Source organism: Nonomuraea sp. NPDC050680 (assembly GCF_040654555.1).
Classification (GTDB): domain Bacteria; phylum Actinomycetota; class Actinomycetes; order Streptosporangiales; family Streptosporangiaceae; genus Nonomuraea.
Window position 1 is genome coordinate 835,366 of record NZ_JBFAIF010000001.1, and the last position, 21,183, is coordinate 856,548.

The following is a 21,183-nucleotide window of genomic DNA, read 5'->3' on the forward strand; positions in this document are numbered from 1 at the left end:
GGAGCCTTGTCTGTGTGCCTATGTAGCGCGCGGGGCCCCGTTCTTCGCTGCGGAGCGTTCGAAGGAGGGCCCTGGCGAAGCCAGCTCGGGCGTGGCGGAGTCCGGCATGGCCGGTTGCTCTTCGGCCTGCCGCGCCGCTGAATCGGCGGCCTCCACGGCCGACTGCTGTCCGGCCTGCCGCGGCAGCAAACCGGCGGCGTCTACAGCTGGCCGCTCCGGCGAACTGGCAGCGTCTACAGCGGGCTGCTCCGACGAGCCGGCGGCGCCCACGGCCGGCTGCTCCGGCGAACTGGCGGCGCCCACGGCCGGCTCACTCCTCGCGGAGCGCTCGAAGAAGCGCAGCAGCTCCACGGGCAGCGGCATGACCAGCGTGGAGGTCTTCTCGGCCGCCACCTCCACCACGGTCTGCAGCAGCCGCAGCTGAAGTGCGCCAGGCGCCTCGGTCATGATGGTTGCGGCGTCGGAGAGCTTCCGCGCGGCCTGGAACTCTCCGTCCGCGGTGATCACCCGGGCCCTGCGTTCCCGCTCGGCCTCGGCCTGGCGGGCGATGGATCGCTTCATGCCCTCGGGCAGATGGACATCCTTGATCTCCACGCGGTCGATGTGGATGCCCCAGCCGAGCGCAGGGCTGTCGATCATCAGCGCCAGGCCCTTGTTCAGTTGCTCGCGGTTGGACAGCAGGTCGTCCAGATCGCTCTTGCCGATGATCGAGCGTAGTGAAGTCTGCGCCACCTGCTCGATCGCGAACAGATAGTCCTGCACCGCGATGGCCGCCCGCAGCGGCTCCACGACGCGGAAATAGGCGACGGCGTCGACCTGAACGGAGACGTTGTCACGGGTGATGCCCTCCTGCGTGGGCACCGGCATCGTGACAATCTGTATGTTCACCTTCTTCATCCGATCCACGACCGGAATGAGGAGGGTGATCCCTGGCGGGCGGACCTCCCGCTGAGCCTTGCCGAAGCGGAAGACCACACCGCGCTCCACCTGGTTGACGACCCTGATGGCGCTGACGGCCACCCAGACCGTCAACAGGACGATCAGCCCGAGCACGATATTTATGATCATGGCGTGCCCCTTCCAGCTCAAGGCTAGATCCGGGGACGCACCTGCCAGGCAAGGAAGGCGTCAAGTCCTGGTCAACGGCATGGACAAGCTCAGGACGGGCCCACCTGCGGGTCGGCGTGGAGCAGGCCGGCCAGGCGGCGGACGTCTGTCGCACTTCGATCACCCGGCGATGACAAGGCCGCGCCCGAGGAGGGTGACGGTGCGCGGTCGTCGCTCTCCTCGGGCGTCATCGATGGCTCAGTTCGGCGGGATCATTCCGTTCTTGGAGACCGGTACGGCCAGCTGCACGGCGCCGGTCAGCCTGGCATCCTCGGCCGGCAGGTTCGCCAGCACCGGGTTGAGGTGTTTCAGGGTCAGCGGCACCGGCGTGATGGTCGAGGCGGTGATGTCGAACTTCTCCAGGTCGACCCAGCGCACGATGTTCATCACGTCCGCCGGGATCGCGTCACCGGACTTCTGCACCGGCACGCAGAGCTGGCGGGCGGCGGTGACCTTGGCGTCCGAGGTCGGGATCTGGTTGGTCAGCACCGGGTTGAGCTGGGTGAGGTTGAGGCCGACGTTCATGGCCGGGTTCGGGGTGTGGGCGTAGCACAGCAGGTCGATGTGGGAGATGAGCCGCAGGACGTCCGCGGAGGGCACCACGCCGTTCTTGGAGACCGGGACGCACAGATGTTCGGGCACGTTCAGGACGACCCCGATGCCCGGTACGTTCTGCAGCACCGGGTTGAGGTGGCGCAGCGCCAGGCTCAGGTTGAGCGAGGGGCCGGTGACCCGATAGCACGACAGGTCGACGAACCTGATGAAATCGAGGACACTCGGCGGCGGGATCACGTTGTTCTTGGCCACCGGGACGCACAGCTGCTCGCGCTGTCCGAGCGTGACGGCCAGGTTCGGCTGATTGGCGAGTACGGGGTTGAGGTGCCGCAGCTTCAGAGTGGTGGGCGGCGGTTGGTACGGGGTGGTCTTGAAGCATTCCAGGTCGAGGTTCGTCACGAATGCATTCGGCGTCGGCAGGACCAGTGCCTGCGCGGGCGGCGCGACGAGGAAGGCCACGACGAACATGGCGATGCCGGCGGAGAAGAGACGCCGTACGAGGATTTTCGCGCGGCGATGTGGTGCGACCGTTCTGTCCATAAATGGCGCTCCATTCCAGTAGGCGATGCCTTGACTGTGCGCCCGCGTGACCGGCCCAACAAGGCTGGTGACCGCTTTTTGCCACAATGGTGAAACGATCGGGGCCGATGAAAAGATGGGCCGCTTTTCGGCCAGAAATATCTGGCCTATTCTTCGCGTATTCAATAGCGACCGCGAATCAGCGAAGCGGCTGACCGACCTTGCGGAGCACCACACCGAGCAAGCGGTCCGTCGTCATATATCCGGAACGGCGGGAGTCGTATGAACGGTCCGCGTTGTCCCCCAGCACGACCAGATGGCCGGCGGGCACGCGGGTACCCGGCGCGGTCCGCAGCGCGGGCACCGTGTCCCTCGGTATTGGGTCACCCGGGACGGCCGCGACGCGCTTGACGATCCAGCCCGTGCCCGTCTCCTCCGCGAGCGACCCTCTCGTCGCTCCAGCGACCGGCTCTCCCACCAATCCCGCGACCGACCCTCCCACCGCTCCGGCGCGCGACCCTCTCGGCACTCCCGCGAGCACCACGACCTGCCCCGTACGCAGTGAACGGGGTGATGTCCGCCGGACGACCAGGCGCTCGCCCGGCCGATACGTCGGCAGCATGCTCTCCCCATGAACGGTCACCACCACATACCGCCTGCGCAACCACAGGATGACGAGCACCACCACGGCGACACCGGCGAGCGCGCCGATCAACGCGCCGCACCCGTCGGGCGGACCTCGTCCCGATAGTTCGGGTGAACCTCGTCCTGATAAGTCGGGTGGACCTCCGCCTGATAAGTTGGGTGGACCTCCGCCTGACAGGCCGGGTGGACCTCGTCCCGGTAACCGGTGGCCTGCCGGGTGAACAGCCGCGCGTACGTGCCCTCGTCCGCCAGCAGGGCGGCGTGCGTGCCCTCCTCGGTGACGACGCCGTCGGCCAGCACCACGATCAGGTCGGCGTCGCGGACCGCGCCGAGGCGATGGGAGATCACCACGCTGGTACGCCCGGACCGCAGGCCGGCGAGCTGCCTGTGCACCTCGTACTCGGCCTCGGGATCCAGGCCGGCGCTGGGCTCGTCGAGGATCATCAGGTCGCGGTCGCGGCGCAGGAACGCCCGCGCGAGCGCCACCCGCTGCCACTGCCCGCCCGACAGCAGCACGCCCGCCCCCTCCTCGCCTTCCTCCTCCGGGGTGAATTGACGGCTCAGGAGCGTGCGATAGCCGTGCGGCAGCGCCGCGACGGTGTCGTGGACGCCGGCGTCCCGTGCCGCCCGTTCGACCCGGGTGCGGTCCTCGGTGGCGGCCGGGTCGCCCAACGCGATGTTGTCGGTCGCGGTCAGCTCGTAGGCCACGAAGTCCTGGAAGACCGCGCCGATCCGGGCGCGCAGCGTCTCCGGCGCCACGTCGCGGAGGTCCACGCCGTCCCACAGGATCGCGCCGCGCGTCGGGTCGTAGAAGCGGCACAGCAACTTCACCAGCGTGCTCTTGCCGCCGCCGTTGCGGCCGACGAGCGCGACCGTCCGGCCGTACGGGATGAACAGGTTGACGCCGCGGAGTACCCACGGATGGTCGTCGCTGTACCTGAACCAGACGTCCCGCAGTTCGATGCCCCGGCGCAGCGGCGCGAGCGATCTGGGCTCGTCCGGCGTCGGCAGGTCGGGACCGGCGGTCACGATCGTGACGTGATGGTGGAAGGTCAGCAGCTGTTCGTAGGCCATCACGCCGGCCGACACCATGACGTTCAGCGCGGCCTGCACACCGGCGACGGCCGCCACGAACATCGACACGTCGCCCACGCTGAGCTGCCCGCGGCCGGCCGCGAGGATCGTCCAGACGAGTCCCACGCCGGCCACGGCCGCCGACGTGCCCGACAGGCTCGCCTGTACGAGGAACTCCCGCCGATCCATCCGCCGGCGAGCGGCGTTGGCGGTCCGCAGCTCGGCCAGCATGCGCAGACGCAGGAAGGCGCCGAGGTCGAACAGGCGGATCTCCTTGGCGGCGTCCGCCGTCGACATCAGGTGCGCGTAGAAAAGCTCCCGCCGCTCGGCCGGCCCGATCCGCCACATCATCGCCACCCGCTGTCGTGACAGCCGCAGCTCGATCAGCAGCGCCGGTACGGCCGACAGCAGCACCAGGACGGTGAACGCGGGACTGATCAGCGCCAGGGAGCCGACGAACCCGACGACGGTTATCGTGCTGCGCGCGGCGGAGGCCGCGGTGTCCACCAGCCTGCCCGGATTGCTCGCGCTCTGCTGGGCCAGGCGCAGCCGGTCGAGGAAGGCGGGGCTCTCGAACGGGGCCAGTCCCGTGAAGCGGGTCACCGCCGCGAACAGCTCGTCCTTGGCGCGCTGTGCCGCCCGGCGGTCCACCTCGGCCCGCAGGTAGTGCGCGGCGTGCGTCGCCGCCACGGCCGCCGTCGTCACGACGGCGATCGTCACCGCCAGGCCGAGCAGCACGGTGGTCCGGCGGTCCGCCAGGCCGTCCAGCACGGCCTTCGTCAGCCACGCCAGCGCGATCGGGGCGGCCGCGCCCACGAGCGTGACCACCAGGTATCCGAGGACGTGGGCGGGCGCCGACCGCCACACCATCCCGGCGGCGCGCAGCGCGCATCCCGCCAGGACCCGGGGCGTCGGCGCCGTCCCCGGCCGGCGACCGCTCACGCCGGCTGCTCTTCGGCCTGCCACTCCGACGAACCGGCGATGCCCGCGGCCGGCGACCCGTGGACGTCCACGGCCGACGAACCGGCGACGTCCACGGCGGGCGAACCGGCCGGCAACCGAGAGATCCGGGGCGCCCGCGCGAGCAGCCTGCCGCCCGCGGCCACCTGGAAGAAGGTCGGGAACGATTGGACGCGGAACGCGGTGGCGACCCCGGAAGGCGCCTCCTCCACGACCACCTGGGCGACGGGCGACAGCGTGGTGACCAGGGACGCGGGATCACCCGAGCGTCCGTCGACCACCGCCAGCACCCGCGCCCGGTCCTGGCCCGCCGCCCAGGAGGCCACCTCAGGAAGCTGCTCATGGCAGCCTTGGCAGTCCGGCGACAGGAACGCGACGACCGTCCCCTCGGGCAGGAGGTCGCGCGTCACGCTGGCGCCGTCCACGGTCGTCGCGGCGAAGTCGCCGACGACCTCTCCGGCGGACAGACCGTCGCCCGCTCCGGCCAGGACGCCCGTGCCGACGGCTTCGTACAGCGCGTCGATCAGCTTCGTCTGCTCCCGGAGCCGCCGGACCACGCCGAGGGTCAGCAGCAGGTCCAGCAGGCACAGGGCACCGACGAGGACCACGATGGCGATCAGGTAAGGCACTGGACATCTCCGTGTCGAAAGCTCATGAGGGTGTGCCCGGCCGCGGCCGACCACCGCCGGGCACCGGTCATCGCGGCGTACTCGTCACCGTGAAGGCCCGCGCGCGCTACATGAGCGTGCTCGGGGGCGAGCGGTCACGAGCAGTAGATGTAGCTCTTGCACCCGCCGCACGACACGTGACCGTTCGGGTAGTAGCAGCAGTACTTCGCGGTGAACGCGGGGAAGCTGCAGCACTCATAGCCGCAGTCGGTAGCCCGGGCCACGGTGTGCGGCACGACCAGCTCAAGGAGCCGGTCAGCCATTCTGGTCACGGCGCGCATCGAACCTCCATATCGGCGGGTCCCGGCGGGCCTTTCGCCCGGCCGGCACGGCAGAGCACGGCCGGCCCACGCCGACCAACTCGCCGCTCGTCGCAGCCTGCACCCGGGCTCTGAGCGATTTCTCAATGAATTCTTAACGGCCTACCTGCCCTGGTCGTGGGTCTCCGGTGCGGTCGCGCACCTTGTCCTGGTCGTGGGAGGCGATGCGGTCGCGCACCTTGTCCTGGTCGTGGGAGGCGATGCGGTCGCGCACCTTGTCAGCCTGCGCGTCGCCGAGGGCGTCGTAGCATTCCGCCGCCCGCTTCCAGGCGTCGAGCGCGGCGGAGGTGTCATCCGCCCGCAGGTGCGTCTCGCCCAGCCGGACCAGCGTCTCGGCGGCCGGGTGGAGGTCATCGCAGCCGCGCAACAGCTCCACCGCCCGCTCGTAGGACGCCACGGCCTGCGTGAGGTCGCCTTTGGCCTCCAGTACGCAGGCGATGCTGTCCCATGCGTGCCCCTCGCCCTGGGCGTACCCGAACTCGGCCAGGATGCGCTGTGCCCGGCGGCAGTCGGCCAGCGCCTGGTCGTATTCGCCGAGCTGGGCCCGCCACCAGCCCGCGTTGTTCAACGCCCGCGCCTCGCCGATGGCATCGCCAGCCTGCCGGAACAGCTCCTGCGCGCGCAGCGTGTGCACCAGCTGTTCGGCGGGTCGCACTCGGTTCAGCGAGACCGTCAGGCCCAGGTGGATGTGCGCTTCCAAGACCGGCTCGTCGAGGTCGCGAAGTAGCTCGATCGCCTGCTGATAGTGCTCGATGGCCGCCAGGTCGCGGCCGAGCCTGGCGTGGGCGCGCGCGATGCTGTTGTGGCAGCGGGCCTGGGCCAGCCGGTCGCCGAGCCGCTCGGCCGCGTCCAACGCCACCGCCTGAACGCGCAGCAGCTGCTCCCATGAGCCGCTGCGCTGCATGAACTCCGCGAACGCGCACGCCAGCTGCCACGTGTGCCGGTCCAGCCCGGCCTCGGTCGCCTCCGTCAGCAACGCGGGCAATGCCACCGACTCGTCGGCGTACCAGCGCAGGGCCTCCGCCTGACCGGCGAACCGCTCCGTCACGGCGCCTCGTGCCCGGGGTTCCAGCTGGAGCTTTTCGCGGTGCGGGTAGCAGATCTCGCTGGCCGCGCACGCCGAATGCAGGTAGTGGTCCAGCAGCCGCCTCGTCGCCGACCGCCGTACCGCCCGGCTGTCGGCGGCCCGCTCCTGCTCCGACGCGTACACGCGTAGCAGGTCGTGCAGGTGCAGGTGCAGGCGGCCGGGCGCGCGCAGGTCGACCAGGTTGACGCGGTCGAGCAGCGCGGCCAGCTCCCGGGTGCGGTCCAGCGGGAGGGCGGCCAGGCTCGCCGCCGCGGCGAGCGGCACGTGCGGTCCGGGGTGCCGCCCGAGGCGCCGGAACAGCCGGATCGCGGGCTCGGGCAGGTCCCTGTAGGACCGCCCGAACACTCTGCGCAGGTCGATCGCCGGGTCGCTGTGGGCGAACGGCTCCAGATCGGCGCCGGCCCGCGCGAGGTCCACGGCGACCTCCGCCAGCGGGAGGTCGGTGCGCCGCGCCAGCTGCGCCGCGACGATCGCCAGGGCCAGCGGCAGCCGGCCGCATCGGCGGATGATCAGCGCGGCGGCCTCGGGCTCCGCAGCCAGCCTCGGCTCGCCCAGCCTCGCCGCCAGCAGGCGGTAGGCGTCGTCGTCCGGCAGGACGTCCAGGCGCACCAGGGAGGCGCCCGAGGTGACCGCCAGACCGGTCAGCTCGGCCCGGCTGGTGATCAGCGTCAGGCATCCCGGCGCGCCGGCCAGCAGAGGGCGTACCTGGTCGGCGCCACGGGCGTCGTCGAGCACGACGAGGACCCGCCGGGCGGCCAGCAGGCTGCGGTAGAGCCCGATCCGGGCCTCGACGTCCGACGGGATCCGGGCTTCCGGGACCGCGAGCGCGCCGAGGAGCCGGGGCAGGACCACGGCCGCGTCGGCCGGATCGACCGTGCTGAGGTCGGCGTACAACTGCCCGTCCGGGAAGCGGTCGCGATTGAGGTGGGCCCAGCGCAGCGCGAGCGACGACTTGCCCACCCCGGCCGGTCCCGAGATCGCGCAGACCGCCGCGCTCGCCGGCCGGTCACCGGTCGCGGCCTCGGCCAGCCGGTCCAGCTCCGCCGTCCGCCCGACGAAGCCCCGCAGGTCGACCGGCAACTGGGCCGGGACCACCTGCGTGGTCTCGGCCACATCGCCGGAGCGCAGCAGCATCCGGTGGACGCGCCGTAATGCCGTACCCGGTTCGACGCCCAGCTCGTCGGCGAGCGTCCGGCGCACCCGGGCGAAGTGCGCCAGTGCCTCGGCGGTCCGCCCCCACGTGTGCAGCGCCTCGATCAGCGCGGCGGCCAGGAGTTCGTCCAGCGGATGTTCGTCGGCCAGCGGCGTCAGCGCCGCCACCGCTGCCGCCGCGTCGCGGCCGGTCACCGTACGCGCCCACCGCAGCATGGTCGCCTTGCGCTCGTCGCTCAGACGGTGACGGGCACGCTCGGCCCATTCGCCGGCCAGCCCGGTCAGCGGGTCGCCGCGCCACAGCGCGAGCGCCTCGCCCAGCAACGGCGCCGGATCCGGCTCGGCCATCGCCTGATAGGCGAGGCTCCGGAAGCGCGACACGTCCACCGCGGACTCGTCCACGTCGAGCAGGTAGCCGCCGAGCCGCTGGACGACGGCGCCGTCACCGGCCAGTACGTCGCGCCGGATGCGGGTGATGACGGTGTACAGGGTGCGCCGTGCGCCGGGCGGAACCTGCTCGCCCCAGACCCGGGCGAGGAGCGTCTCGACGGACACGACCCGGCCGACCTCCCACGCGAGCGCGGCAAGTGCGAGCGCGACCTGCGGCGGCCGTACGGGACGGGTCTGGCCCGAACGCTCCACCTCGACGGGTCCGAGCAACCGAATCAGCACGACGGTCTACTCCCTGCTTGTGGATCTTCGAGCGTAACGAGGCCCCTCTTGCCGGATCCGCTCGCCCGTGGCTACCTTGTGATCATGCAGTACGTCGATGTGGCGAGCAGACTGCTGCTGCTCACGATGTTCACGCTCGCGCTGGTGGGCAAGATCTCCAGCCGCCGGGCCTGGGACGAGTTCGTCGTCTCGGTCGGGGCGATGGGGCTGGTCGGCGGCGCGAAGGTGCCGGCGGCGGTCGCCACGGTGGCGGCCGAGGGTGGGGTCATCGTGCTGGCCGCGGTTCCCCTTCGCTGGGCCGGATCGGCGTCGTTCGTCCTCGCGGCCGGGCTGCTCGGGTGCCTGGCCGTCGCTGTCGCGCTGGTCGTCCGGCGGGGGAACACCGTGGCCTGCCGCTGCTTCGGCCCCACCCAGACGCCCTTGGGCGCGGGGCACGTGGTGCGCAACGTGGTGCTCGTCGTGATCGCCCTGCTCGGACTGGCGGGGTCGCTGGTGAGCGGTTCCTTCGACCCGGCGCTCAGCGTGGTGGTCGGCGTCTTCGGCGCCACTCTGGGGCTGCTGTTCGCCCGATGGGACGATCTCGTCTCGTTGCTGGCGCCGTCGTGATCAGTGCGGGTGATTGATCGCCGGGGGCCGTCGCTACGCTGAGCGGGATGGACATCCAGCAGCTCCGTTACTTCGTGGCCGTGGCCGGGGAGCTCCACTTCGGGCGCGCCGCCGAACGGCTGCACGTGACGTCGTCCCCGCTCAGCCGCCGCATCCGGGAGCTGGAGAAGGAGCTCGGCGAGGACCTGTTCGACCGCGGTTACCACCAGGTCGAGCTGACCGTCTTCGGGCGGGCGTTCCTGGAGCCGGCCCGCGACGTGCTGGCCCGCTTCGACGCGCTGGCGGACCTCGCGGCCGGGCCCGTCGCCGTCGCCCCAGCCGTGCGGGTGGGGGCCACGCCGCTCGCCCCCACCCATGTCCTGGACCTGGTGCTGGAGACGTTCGAGCGGATGAGCCCCGGGATCGAGCTGCCGGTGAGTCTGGAGCCGTCGGCGGGGCTGCTCGCCCTGCTGGCAGCGCATCGGCTGGACATCGCCGTCGTCCACCTGCCCGTGGACGCCCCCGGCCTCGACAGCCTGGCCCTCGCCGAATACCGCTTCGCCATCGCCATGCGGGCCGACGACCCGCTGGCCGGCCGTGACCGGCTCACGCTCGGCGACCTGGCCGATCGGCAGATGCTGCTCACCTCGTTCAAGGTGCACCCGCTGGTGATGAAGGGGCTGCGCGACCATCTGCGCGAGGGCGGGGTGACCCGGATCCGGGAGATGCCGCACAGCGACGTCGTACAGATCGCCGCGCACATCACCCACTCGCGCGCTCTGTCCCTGATAACGCCCAACACGATCGCGGGCCGCGTCCTGACCGAGTCCGGGCTCGTCCTCGTGCCGCTGGACGACCCGGACCTGCACTTCCGGCTCGGCGTGGTCTGGCCCGCGGGCGCCGCGGACCGCCGCGGCCCGCTCGCGAGCGTCATCACCGCGCTGCGCGAGCGCGCCGCCGACCCGCTCACCATCCTCTGATCGCCCCGGCTTTCTGATCGCCCCGGCTTTCTCATCGCTCCGGCTTTCTGATCGCCCCGGCTTTCTGATCGCTCCGGCTTTCTGATCGCTCCGGCTTTCTGATCGCTCCGGCTTTCTGATCGCTCCGATGCCGGTTCCTGTTCAGAGGGGCGGCGGGATGCGATCGACGAACCAGTACAGGCTGACCGCCACGATGGGGACCGACAGCGCGACCACTCCCCAGCGGGCGGCGGGCGTGCGGCGCAGCAGCACCAGCAGCGGGAAGAGCACGGCGATGATCGCGAGCTGCGCGGCCTCGATGCCGAGGTTGAAGCTCAGCAGCGACAGGAGCAGCTCCCACGATCCGCTCTGGTCGATGTCCAGCGCGCCCGCGAAGCCGAGCCCGTGCACCAGGCCGAAGGCGAACACGATGGGCAGCCGCCACCTGCCCAGCCGGTCTTCGCCCCGGCCCAGGAGGTTGGCGAGGGCCACGACGATGATCGACCCCGCGATGATCGGCTCGACGATCTGACCGGGAACGTCCACGATCCCCATCGCCGCCAGGAGGAACGTGATGCTGTGGGCGGCGGTGAAGGCGGAGGCCGTGATGACGACGTCCCGCAGGCGGCGCGCACCGATGAGCAGCGCGAGCAGGAAGAGGACGTGGTCCAGGCCGAACAGCAGATGCTCGGCGCCGAGCAGGAAGAACTCCCCGATCTGGTTCGGCGCCGGATGCTCGCCGACCCGCAGCGTCGGGTTCGCAGCGGCCAGGACGGCGGAGCCCTTCTCGCCGTCGACGTCGTAGCGGACGATGGTCTTCGTACTGTGGACGAAGCTCTCGGCGTCGGGGAACAGCGCGCTGGAGATCGCGTGCGCTCCCCCGCCGTCGCCCTGGCAGGCGTAGGCGAAGGTCAGCACGGCGAAGGCCACCTTGTCGCGCAGGCGTATGTCCGCCGCGCCCACCTGCGTAGGCGCGCACGGTTTGTCCTCGTACGCCACGGCGAAGCGGCGCGTGACGTACGTGGTCACGGCGTCGCGGTTGATCGTGAGCTGGCGCAGCTGCTCGGCCCGTTCCTTGGCCTCGTAGGCCTCCGCGTACAGCCAGGCCGACTTCATGAGCAGGTCGTACTCGAGCTCGAGCACGACCTTGACGTTCGCCCCGTTCGTCCCCGTGCCGAACACCTCGGCCTGGGCGGTCGTCGTGACGTCGTGCGCCGATGCCGGGGCGGGACGCACCAGGCCGGCCAGCACGCCGCCGAGGACGACAGCGAGGAGGAGGGTGGCCAGCCGCCGCATATGGGGCATGTCTCGTGTCTCCAAGAGGTGGATGCCGCCCCGGACCAGGTCCGGGGCGGCGGATGGATCAGCGGTTGAACCAGTGGTACATGGGCGAGTCAGGTCCCCACTTGCCCGGACGGCCGTCCTTGTCCTTCGTGACGAAGACGCTCGGCTCGGACGCGGTCACGCCGCCGCCGGCCGAACGTGCCGTGACGAACCAGGCGTAGGCCGTGTCGTCCTTGAGCCGGTCCCAGGTGACCGAGGCCACCTCGCCCGACGTCACCGTGCTCTTGCCGATGATCCGGCTGGGCTTGTAGAGCGCCAGGGAGTCGGTCTGGAAGCTCGTCGTACGGGAGGTGAGATCGACCGGCAGCACCATGTTGTCCTCCTTGCCGTTGTAGCGGCGCAGCGGATCGAACTCGGTGGCGCCGAAGTCGTTGAGCAGCGGCGAGTAGGTGTCCACGCTCAGCTCCGCCCGCTTGACGTTGAACGACAGCAGCCGGAAGAAGCTCGCGCCGAACTGGAGCTGGTCGTCCGGCTTGTACCCGCCGATCTCGGTGAGCCCGAGACGGTCGGCCGAGACCGTGTAGAACTGGTAGTCCGCCAGCAGCTCGACGACGCCGTTGCCGACCTGGCCCACCTTCGGCTTCACGTTGGTGCCCACGCCGTGCTCATGACCGGCGAGGATCAGGAAGACGTTCGGGTTCTTCTCGACCACGGTCTTGTACAGCATCGAGCCGTCGGGCGCGGAGAATCCGGCGCCGCGTCCGTCGGGGTTGGTGCTCGGCACGAGATAGTCGTGGGAGAGCAGGATGCCGTTGCGGCCCGGGAACTTCTTGAAGATGGAGTCGGCCCATTCGGCCTCGTCCCTCGTCACGCCGTACGACAGGCCGACCACGACGAAGTCCAGCCCGCCGGCGGAGAACAGGTCGTAGTGGTTCTGGTTGTCGCCTTCCTTCCACGGGCCGCCGTACTTGGCGTGCTGCCAGCCCTGTGAGGCGTCCTGGTACCGGTTGGGGCCGTAGTACTTGTTGTAAATGGCCTCCGGTCCGTCCTCGGTGCCCGACTGGTTGTCGTGGTTGCCGGCGATCACGCCGTTGGGGATGTTCGCCTCGTCCAGCACGCGCTGCTGCTTCGACGACACCTCGAACTCGCCCACGACCTCCTTCTGCGTGGCCTCGTCCGCGGGCTTGCGGATGTTGTTCTCGATGATGTCGCCGGTGTGCGCGACGTAGGAGATCTTGCGCTGGTCCTTGTTCGCCTTGATCCAGTCGACGATGCCGAAGTAGGCACGCTCCCACACCGCGCGCTCCTCGGGCGTCTCCTGCTCCACCGCGCCCTCGGAGATGTACTGGGTGTCGGTGAAGTGGACGATCGAGAAGTCGTAGGTGGCGGGGTCGGCGAAGCCGTTCGGGTCGCCGGGCTCGATGTCGTCGGCGAACGGGTCCTCACCCGTCACCATGACGTGGACCTGCCGCTTGTCGATGTACTTGGTGTCGACGACGGCCGTGAGGGTGGTCTTGCCCGTGGCGGCGCCGCGGGCGCTCGTCAGCAGGTCCCACGTCTTGGCCTTGGTGTTCCACACCCGCAGCGCCGCCAGGCGCTCGGGGTCGATGACGCCCTCCCACCGCAGGACCGGGGAGTCGACGTGCCCCTCCACCTTGACGTCGAACCGCTGGTACGTGAGGTCCTGACCGGTGGGCGCGTCGAGCGTCTTGCCGTCGGCCGGGTCGAGCCCGTCCGTACCGACGCGCTTCTCGCCGGGAACCTGCAGCGTCGTGGGGATCGACTGGGTCGTGCCCTGATACGCCTGCTCAGGAGCCAGGATCTTGGCCTCCGAGAACGTCGCCGTCAGCCGGCCGCCATCGGGCTCGGCGACCTTCGCCGAGAGCTTGACGGGGTCCGACACGTCTACGCTCCCCAGCGCCGGGGTCAGCTCAGCGGGGACGTCCGGGATGCCCGCGGAGTCGAAGACGATCTCGCGGGTCGCGGTGTTGCCGAGCCCGTCGGCGCCGGTCACGGCCAGCGTGTGCTTGCCGGCTCGAAGTCCGGGCCCCACCTTGGCGCCCAGTTCGATCGGCTGGCCGTCGAGCTTGACGTCCGGCCCGGACACGACGGCCGAGGCGTCCTCAAGTTTGACGTCCAGCACCACCGAGGCGGTGATCTTCTCGTTCGCGGCCGGGACGCTCTTGGCGACCTTCGGCGCCGAGTTGTCCGTGACCAGCAGCCGCGTGGCGGCCTTGCCCGCCGCCGACGTGGCCTCCAGCGTGTGCTTGCCGTCCTTGACGGCCGTGGTGTCGAGGTCCGCGCGCAGGCCGCGGGCCTGGGCGTCCACGAGGAACTCGAAGTCGATCTCGGTCAGCGGGTTCACGTTGTCGCCGCAGTTGCCGTCGCCCATGCCGTACGAGGTCTTGATCATCTGGCCGGTCGCCGTGCCTCCCACCGGGGTGAGGGCGATGTTCGAGATCGCGAAGTCGTCGCGGTTGTTGCCGCACGAGGTCGGGAAGGTGCCGGCCACGAAGTCGATGGTGTTCCAGCCGGGCACCAGGAACTCGTTCGGGATGGTGAAATCGACGCGGCGGCTGACGAAGTCTCCGTCGAGTACGACCTTCTGGCCGTTGACGAGCAGGTAATTCTGGTAGCGCGCCTCGATCGAGTTGGTGCCCACGTTGAAGCTGAGGGTCGCGTCGCCCGAGCCCAGCGTCTCGACCACGTGCACCGCCGGGGCGTCGATCGTGTAGCGCAGCTCGGCCTCGCGCAGGGCGCTCTGGTCGCTGCCGCAGGTGCCGTCGCCCATCTCGTACGACGACTTGATGTCCTGGCCCTTGACGGTGGCCCCGTCCAGGGCGAGGTCGAGGTCGGCGATGGTGAAGTCGTCGCGACCGTTGCCGCAGGTCTCCTTGTAGTCCCCGGTGACGAGCTTGATCGTGTTGTCGCCGGGGACCAGGAACCTGGCCGGGACCGCGACGGTCACCCGCTGACTCACCCAGGAGCCGCCCAGGTCGACGCGCTTGCCGTTGACGAGCAGGAAGTTGTCGTACTTGTCGTCGATCGAGTCCGCGCCCACGTCGAAACTGAGCTTCGCGGCGCCGTTGCCGAGCGTGGCCTTCGTGACGGGCTCGGCGCCGTCGACGGTGAGCGACTTGACGCCGCCCTCGCCGGTGGCCGGGACGGTGGCGAAGACCGGCTTGGTGCCCGCCACGAGCGTGCCGTCCGTGGGCATCAGCCGCGGCGCACCGGCCGGGGCGTTGTTCACGGTCACGGTGTTCTTGACACTCGCCCCGGCCGCGGTCGTGGCGGTGATGGCGTGCTCGCCGTTGGTCAGCGTCGTCGTGTCCACGTCCGCCGCGAGACCGGTGGTGCCCTGCGGGTCGACCTGGACGAAGAACTTGAGCGTGGCGCGCTTCAGCAGCGAGGTGTTCGTGCCGCAGCTGCCGTCGCCGAAGGACAGGGTGTAGGGGTTGTCCTCGCCGTCCGCGACCTCGCCGAGCAGTTCGAGGCCCACGTCGGACAGCACGAAGTCGTCGTAGTTGGTGCCGCAGGAGGACTGGATGGTGCCGACGACGATCTCAACGGTGTTCTCGCCCTTGACGAGTTGCTCGTTGGGGATGTCGATCGTGGCTCGTTCGTTCACGTAGTCGCCGATGTCGCTGCGGTGCGCGCCGTTGACGAGGACGTAGCTGTGGTATTGCGCCTCCGTGGAGTTCGAGCCCACGTCGAAGCGGAGCTTGGAGACGCCCACGGTCTTGGTGGCGTTGAGCGCGCCGCCGTCGATGGCGAGTTTCGTGACGCTGTCTCCGGCCGCGACCGGGGCCGCGGCGACCTTCACCTTGCCCTCGAGGTAGGACCCGCTGATGGGGGTGAGCGTCGGAGGGCTCTGGGAACTGGTCGGCGTCGGGGTGGGCCGTCCCCGATCCGTTTCCGTCGGCCCGGGGTCGGCGTACGCCGCCGTCACGAGGCTGCTCACGAGTAGCGCCACGGCCGTGCCGACGGCGGCCAGGCGCCCCCGGCTCCGTACGCCGCCGAATAAATGTCTTGCTGCTGGCCGCATCAGGCGCAGTCCCTTCACTTGCATGCTCGCACGGGCAACCGGCCAGGCCGGTTTCCCTCAAGCGGACACGTTGGAGCGCGCGTGTGAACGGTGTGCATGGAGAGACTGACGGGAAGAAGAACTGTGCGTGCTCGCTGCCGCCGCCATCAGCCACGACGTGGTCGAGCGCTCCCCGGACAAGGCTCACGCGCCGTGCTCGCACGGCGCGTGAGCCTTTCCTTACAGGGGTGGGGCGGCTTACCAGTCGCCCTTGTAGAGCTGGCCGCGTACCGCGCCGCCCGGGAACGCGGCGGTGTGCAGGTTGGCGTACCAGTTCTTCGGCTTCTTCCAGATGCGGCGGGCCACCGCGGTAGAGGTGGTCGTGCTGCCGGCGATGCCGTTGACGCTGGCGGGCAGGCCCTTCTCGGCGGCGAAGAAGGGCACGACCACCGGCCCGTTCCTGCCCTTCGGGGCGCGGTGGATGTGCGCGCCGACCGGTGGCCCGACCCCCGCCCACGCGGCGGCGAACCACACCCGGTTGCCCTCCGGCTGCACCAGCCACCCGGCGCGCCCGTCGCGGTCGCCGACCTTCATGCCGGGCGCCGGTATCTCCTGGCGCCCGTCGGCCCGTGTGGTGAGCGTGGCGCCGAACCCGTGCGCCAGCACCGACTCCAGCTCCACCGGGCGGATCCGGTACAGCTGAGCCCGTACGGCGCCACCGCCGAACTCGGCGTTGTGCAGGTTGGCGTACCACTTGCCAGGGTTGTTGACGATGCGGCCGAGCAGAGCGACGTCGTCCACCTTGACCGCGCCCTTGACAGCGTGGAACGTGGCGGGCAGCGCCTCGCCGAAGAACGGGACCCTGACGTCGCCGTTCTCACCCGCCTCGCCACGGTGGATGTGGAACCCGCTGGGCGCGTCTACTTTGCTCCACCGGACGGCGTAGTCGACCCGGTTGCCATGGATCCGGAACACGGCGAGCGCGCTCCCGTCCACGTCACCTACCTTCATGCCCTGGGCGGGCACTTCGTTCGCGCCTTTGAGCGACGCGGCCAGGTAAACCGGGGTGGTCGCCTGTGCGGAAACCGGGCTGAGTGAGGTGGCGATCAGTACGAGGGAGGCAGCAAGGCCGGGGACAATGAGGGTGCGCATGTTCATGATTACCCTTTCCGTTCTCTCTCGGCCTGGTACGGCTACCTCCCTTGTGGGGTTCAACTGCGGATAAATGCGCATTCTCGGTGATATGCGGAAAAGATGGCATCGCAGTGGCGCTGACCTGGGGAAACATGGCACCGAGCCGCGCCCGCCTGGACGACCGGCTCCGCCCTCGCCCGGACGGCCGGCTCAGTCCTGGCCCGCCACGTAGACGTCGCCGTCGGCCACGGTGACCTCGCGGGCGCTCGACGCTCCGGTGGCCAGGATCCTGGCCGGGTCGCGGAAGCGGGTGATGAGCTCGATCCGCGCGACCGGCTTGGGGGTGGGGATCACGGTCTCGGGCGTCCACCCCCGGCCGTGCTCCAGCCGATGGGTCGCGATGCCGGGCTGTCCGTCGGCCGTGGTGTACACCCGCCACGTGTCCGGCCCGATCTGCTCCATCTCCCTGGTACGCAGCCCGGTGGCCACCTCGCTGGTCCGCCAGCCGCGCGGCGTCCATACCGAGGCGAAGTCGTGGAATCCGAGGGCGGCGTCCCTGGTGAACCAGACCACGAACGGCCGCCCGTTCCGCAGCCAGCCGACCAACTGGATGTAGTCGGGCGAGACGACGTCGGCCGTGCGCTCAAGCGGCGTCACCGCCACCTTGCAGGGTCCCTCCATCTCGTCGTTGGTGAGCTGCGGCCCGAGGTCGGTGCCATCGGCGGCGTAGAAGATCAGCGCGTTGGGGTCGAACCAGGCGTAGTGGATGTCCTTGTGGTAGTAGTCGTGCCGGTGCTGGGCGGGACCGCCGCCGGCCAGCGTCCACACCAGGTGCACGCGCTCGGGCCACCGCTGGTACCTCAGCTGCCCGACGTAGATCTCGTTGAGGTTGTCCGCCCTGTCGGTCGAGCCGAGCGCGTACGGCAGGCCAGTGAGCTGCTTGGAGCTCTGCCAGGTGACCCCGTGGTCGGTGGACCTCATGAACAGCATCGGCCGGTTGTCGGTCGGCGCGCTCGGGTCCACGGTCCGGGTGGCCTCCCGGAAGAACACGAACAGGTGCCCGTTGGCCGCCTTGAACGGCATCGGATAGCTGGCCGCCGCGCCCTCCGCGACGACCCGGGAGCTCCACTCGCCGTCGATGGTGTGCGGCTGCGGGGACCTGGCGACCACGGTCTCGCCGTTGTACATCCCGACGACCACCACGAGATGCCCGTCGTCGGCCTGCACCATGGTCGGGTAGTTGTGGGAGTCGCCCCGCCCGTCGATGATCTTCAGCGGCGCCGACCAGCGGCCGTGGCGGAACGCCTGGACGTAGCTGTCCTCGTTCGTCCCGCCCCAGGAGACGAACGTCGTCCCCGCCTTCGGGTCGTGGACTCCCCCTGCGACGGGTCGCCGGTCGGTCCTCGCCGCCACGCCGGTCGCGGCCGTCATCACCCGGAAACTCACCGCCCGTGCCGGCACGAAGCGGACCAGTGCGAACGGCGTGACGGTCATCATCATGGTCGGCTGCATCGTGCTCGTCGCGCTGAAGTACGACCCGGCCCCGCTGGTCGAGTTGCTCGTGAGTTCCCTGCCGAAGTAGCTCACGCCGGTATCCCCCAGCGCTGACGACCGTCCCCCAAGGCGGCCGCCAGCGGCATGTCACTCACGCATGCCGAGTTCGCGTTCGAGCTCGGCGAACCGCTGGTCCCGCTGCGCGAGCCGCATCTCGCGGTCGGCCACGCGCTCGCGGGCGACCTGGGTGACGTCCGCGATCCTCCTGTTGCGCAAACGCTGCATCATCCGGTGCACCGGGACGACGCCCCATCTGCTGGGCTGACCCACGATCAGACTCATGTCTCAGTGTGAAGCAGCCATCAAAGAAGACGGACTCGCCGGTCAGATGCGGGCCAAGCAGGGCCAGGAGGTGCACCCTGCTCAGGCGGGAGCGGTCGGCACGGCGGCGACGTTGGCCGCGCTGCTGTGGGCCTTTGTTCGCACTTCGGACGTGCCGCCACTTTATTTCCGCGAGTGCGGCGCAAGAGGGATGACGACTACTACTCTTGGGCTTTACGAACAAAGGTCCCGGTCGTGCCACCGACCGAGACCCGAGTTCGCAGCACGCCGGACCTCCGGGGAGGGACAACGCGGTGAGTATCTATTGCACTAGCTACGCCAGAATACTTTTCGCGAAGATCGCGCGCAAGAAAACGCGCGATGACCTGCTCCTTCCTGGAACCGGCGTGCGGCAAATCCGCATGCCTTACAGGAGGTCAGGTGGCCAAGAGCCCACCAGATGAACCACCCGGGGGTACGAACCATGACAGGTTCATGCTCACGATCTCATGTCCGACGGCCGCCCTTGTCACGATCGCTCTGGCGGTCATCGGGGCTTTCCTCATCGTGAACGGGTTCGATCCCTCGTTCCTCGCGGTGCTGATCAAGGGTCGCCCTTGATCTAAGCCGTTCCCCGTCATCTAGCGCTGGCGGCCGTCCTTCCAAGGCGGCCGCCATCGGCGCGTCACGGCCGAGTGCCGAGCTCGCGTTCGAGATCGGCTACGGTCCAGCCGTTTTACTTCTTCGCGGCCTTCTTCTCGTGCGCGGCCGTTCACGTGGTCTTGTCCACGGTGCCAGTCTTGAGCACGTCGGCCTTGTACTGGAACTTGCGGGTGGCGTCGGCGGAGCCTGGCCCGTACAGGCCATCCACGTCGATGTCGTAGCCGAGCTCATCGAGGAGGGTCTGCCACGCCTCGACATCGGTGCCCTTCATGTACGTCTTGCCCTTGGTGTACACCCTGCTTGGCAGCATCGCCTCAAACTTTGGCGAGGTACCCGCCGCTCATCAGATCGTTTTGGGCATGCTCGCTGTGGCCAGCGGAACCGCGCTCGCGTGGCCTTTTAAAAAATCTTCGCAAATCGGACTTTGCATACCTGAAGCGGGTCAAGTCGAGATTGACTCGGATTCCCGATTGTTTGCGGGATGAGGTCAAGGTTGTGGCCTTAACGTCGCGTCGAGGATGTCGAGTTGACCGGGGTCGAGTGCGGCGAGTCGGCGGCCGGGCTCGCCGAGGCGGCGGAGGGCGAGCCCGGCCTCACGTAGCGCCTTTTCGCGGAGCTGATCTGCACGATTGTCACTGGACAGAATCAGGAGTAAGCCGAGGCCGTGCAGCTTCCGGAGCGCGCCAGCTGCGCGGGGATCCACGGGCCGTTGCCCGAGCTCGGGGTCGACGAGTGCGTCGCGGTGAGGGTGTCGCCATAGTCGACCGCTATCCCCTTGCAGGACAAGGAGGCTCCTCCTTCGCGTGTCGCGGTCCCCGCGCTGGTCGGGGAGACCAGCGTCCCCCCGGCCACCGGATAGTCACACAGCTATGGCCAACGCCTCGCTCGCCGTCTTCATCGAGTACGTGAGCGAATCGAGCAGCGGCGCCGACAGCGCCCCTGCCCTCAAGCCGGAGGACACCACTAGGTCGGTCAGCGCCTGGCGGTGCGTATCCGACACCCCAGCCAGGGGGCGGTGCCTGAGCATGTCCCGCGCGGCGTACCCGTCTCCGGACGCGATCACCTCGGCGGCCAGTTGAGCGTAAACACGATTGGCGGCCTCGGTGGTGTCGGCGAGGGTGGCGACGGTCAGCCCGAACCGGGTCCGGAAGACCACGTAGCCGGGCATCAGCCCGTGCCCGAGAAACTGTTCGACCATCGCCGCCGCGTCCCGGCTTGGCGGTGCTCCGTCCGGCTCCGCGCACATCACACGCAGGCACGAAGCCACCTGTTGCTCCCACGGCTCCGTGGCCATGCTCTCCTCCAGTACGGCCCGCGCCGCCGAAAGCGTGTCGCGCAGGCAGGGGGCGATGATCGCGGCCTGCCGTCCTTCCATGAGGTGCAGCCCGATGCCTTGGTGCGCTCTGGCATGTGTGACGGCCTCGTCCCAGCGGTCGGCGAGCGCCAGGGCGCGTATGCCGTCCGCGAGGTACTGCAGCCAGATCCATTCGCGCAGCTTGTGGCGCTCCTTCGGGGTGCCGGTGAGGTTGGTCAGCGGCAGGGTGCGATTCTCGATCACCAGGTCGGTGCCGTGCGTGACCGCCTGGTACATCGCGTCCAGCAGCCGTAGCGCGTGCTGCCCGGCGTCGGCGCGGATCTGGAGCCGGGCGAGGTTGAGGGCGGGTTCGAGCATGTACCGGGCCTGGAGCACGGTCAGCGGGTGGCCGGCGCCACGGTAGATGTTGATGTGCTGCCAGCACAGGTCACGGGCCAGGTCCGGAAGGCCGCAGTCACTGGCCAGCAGCGCGGCTTTGTTCAGTGCGTGCGCCCCCTCGTGCAGGGTGTCCGCGCCTGGCCGTGCGGCGGTTTCGGCGATGTCGGCGATCTCCTTGACCCGTTCGGGCAGCGGCGGGTGGCCGGGCCGGGCGAGGCCAACGAGAGGGAAGCGGCGGACGGCGGCGCGCAGCGTGGTGGGGTCCAT

General features: G+C 69.7%; 17 protein-coding genes. 3 read left to right on the top strand and 14 right to left on the bottom strand.

Features of this window, described 5'->3' with window-relative positions:
- Positions 1-18: 18 nt before the first annotated feature.
- The 7 genes from AB0H88_RS03990 to AB0H88_RS04020 form a co-directional block, all read right to left on the bottom strand.
- Positions 19-1,068, bottom strand: a complete 1,050-nt coding sequence (locus tag AB0H88_RS03990; RefSeq protein WP_357640971.1) for an SPFH domain-containing protein — start codon at positions 1,066-1,068, stop codon at positions 19-21.
- A 237-nt stretch (positions 1,069-1,305) separates the two neighbouring features.
- Positions 1,306-2,202, bottom strand: coding sequence for a hypothetical protein (locus AB0H88_RS03995; protein ID WP_357640973.1), 897 nt, complete (start codon positions 2,200-2,202; stop codon positions 1,306-1,308).
- A 178-nt stretch (positions 2,203-2,380) separates the two neighbouring features.
- Positions 2,381-2,896, bottom strand: a complete 516-nt coding sequence (gene lepB / locus AB0H88_RS04000) for a signal peptidase I (protein WP_357640975.1) — start codon at positions 2,894-2,896, stop codon at positions 2,381-2,383.
- Positions 2,893-4,842, bottom strand: a complete 1,950-nt coding sequence (locus AB0H88_RS04005; protein ID WP_357640977.1) for an ABC transporter ATP-binding protein — start codon at positions 4,840-4,842, stop codon at positions 2,893-2,895. The genes lepB and AB0H88_RS04005 overlap by 4 nt, the downstream gene beginning before the upstream one ends.
- On the bottom strand, positions 4,839-5,489 hold the full coding sequence (locus AB0H88_RS04010) for a hypothetical protein (protein WP_357640979.1): 651 nt from the start codon (positions 5,487-5,489) through the stop codon (positions 4,839-4,841). The genes AB0H88_RS04005 and AB0H88_RS04010 overlap by 4 nt, the downstream gene beginning before the upstream one ends.
- 134 nt (positions 5,490-5,623) lie before the next feature.
- The gene (locus tag AB0H88_RS04015) at positions 5,624-5,800 is read right to left on the bottom strand and encodes a hypothetical protein (RefSeq protein WP_357640982.1); all 177 of its coding nucleotides are present in this window, start codon (positions 5,798-5,800) and stop codon (positions 5,624-5,626) included.
- Positions 5,801-5,942: 142 nt separating this feature from the next.
- A complete protein-coding gene (locus tag AB0H88_RS04020) occupies positions 5,943-8,759 on the bottom strand; it encodes a BTAD domain-containing putative transcriptional regulator (protein WP_357640985.1) in 2,817 nt (938 codons plus the stop codon).
- Between the two features lie 84 nt (positions 8,760-8,843).
- Here AB0H88_RS04020 and AB0H88_RS04025 point away from each other — a divergent pair, with 84 nt between their 5' ends.
- Together AB0H88_RS04025 and AB0H88_RS04030 are read left to right on the top strand one after the other, a co-directional pair.
- Positions 8,844-9,365, top strand: a complete 522-nt coding sequence (locus tag AB0H88_RS04025) for a MauE/DoxX family redox-associated membrane protein (protein ID WP_357640988.1) — start codon at positions 8,844-8,846, stop codon at positions 9,363-9,365.
- A gap of 47 nt (positions 9,366-9,412) precedes the next feature.
- Positions 9,413-10,324 carry a LysR family transcriptional regulator gene (locus AB0H88_RS04030; protein ID WP_357640990.1) on the top strand — a complete coding sequence of 304 codons (912 nt, stop codon included), beginning with the start codon at positions 9,413-9,415 and terminating at the stop codon, positions 10,322-10,324.
- A 141-nt stretch (positions 10,325-10,465) separates the two neighbouring features.
- Here the strand turns inward: AB0H88_RS04030 and AB0H88_RS04035 are convergent, their stop codons facing one another.
- From AB0H88_RS04035 to AB0H88_RS04055, 5 genes are all read right to left on the bottom strand, one after another.
- Positions 10,466-11,608, bottom strand: coding sequence for a HupE/UreJ family protein (locus AB0H88_RS04035; RefSeq protein ID WP_357640993.1), 1,143 nt, complete (start codon positions 11,606-11,608; stop codon positions 10,466-10,468).
- Positions 11,609-11,666: 58 nt separating this feature from the next.
- Positions 11,667-15,632 (bottom strand): metallophosphoesterase, encoded by a 3,966-nt coding sequence (locus AB0H88_RS04040; RefSeq protein WP_357640995.1) that lies wholly within the window; start codon positions 15,630-15,632, stop codon positions 11,667-11,669.
- Positions 15,633-15,869: 237 nt separating this feature from the next.
- On the bottom strand, positions 15,870-16,769 hold the full coding sequence (locus AB0H88_RS04045) for a CHRD domain-containing protein (protein WP_357640997.1): 900 nt from the start codon (positions 16,767-16,769) through the stop codon (positions 15,870-15,872).
- 186 nt (positions 16,770-16,955) lie between these two features.
- Positions 16,956-18,332, bottom strand: a complete 1,377-nt coding sequence (locus tag AB0H88_RS04050; RefSeq protein ID WP_357640999.1) for a BNR-4 repeat-containing protein — start codon at positions 18,330-18,332, stop codon at positions 16,956-16,958.
- A 54-nt stretch (positions 18,333-18,386) separates the two neighbouring features.
- Positions 18,387-18,581 carry a hypothetical protein gene (locus tag AB0H88_RS04055; RefSeq protein WP_357641001.1) on the bottom strand — a complete coding sequence of 65 codons (195 nt, stop codon included), beginning with the start codon at positions 18,579-18,581 and terminating at the stop codon, positions 18,387-18,389.
- Positions 18,582-19,055: 474 nt separating this feature from the next.
- On the opposite strand from AB0H88_RS04055, the gene AB0H88_RS04060 reads away from it, so the two are divergent.
- Complete coding sequence (locus AB0H88_RS04060; RefSeq protein WP_357641004.1) at positions 19,056-19,181, top strand: hypothetical protein; 126 nt, start codon at positions 19,056-19,058, stop codon at positions 19,179-19,181.
- 151 nt (positions 19,182-19,332) lie between these two features.
- Here AB0H88_RS04060 and AB0H88_RS04065 read toward each other — a convergent pair whose 3' ends face one another.
- The gene (locus AB0H88_RS04065; protein ID WP_357641007.1) at positions 19,333-19,533 is read right to left on the bottom strand and encodes a peptidoglycan-binding domain-containing protein; all 201 of its coding nucleotides are present in this window, start codon (positions 19,531-19,533) and stop codon (positions 19,333-19,335) included.
- Between the two features lie 549 nt (positions 19,534-20,082).
- On the bottom strand, positions 20,083-21,183 hold the full coding sequence (locus tag AB0H88_RS04070) for a hypothetical protein (protein WP_357641010.1): 1,101 nt from the start codon (positions 21,181-21,183) through the stop codon (positions 20,083-20,085).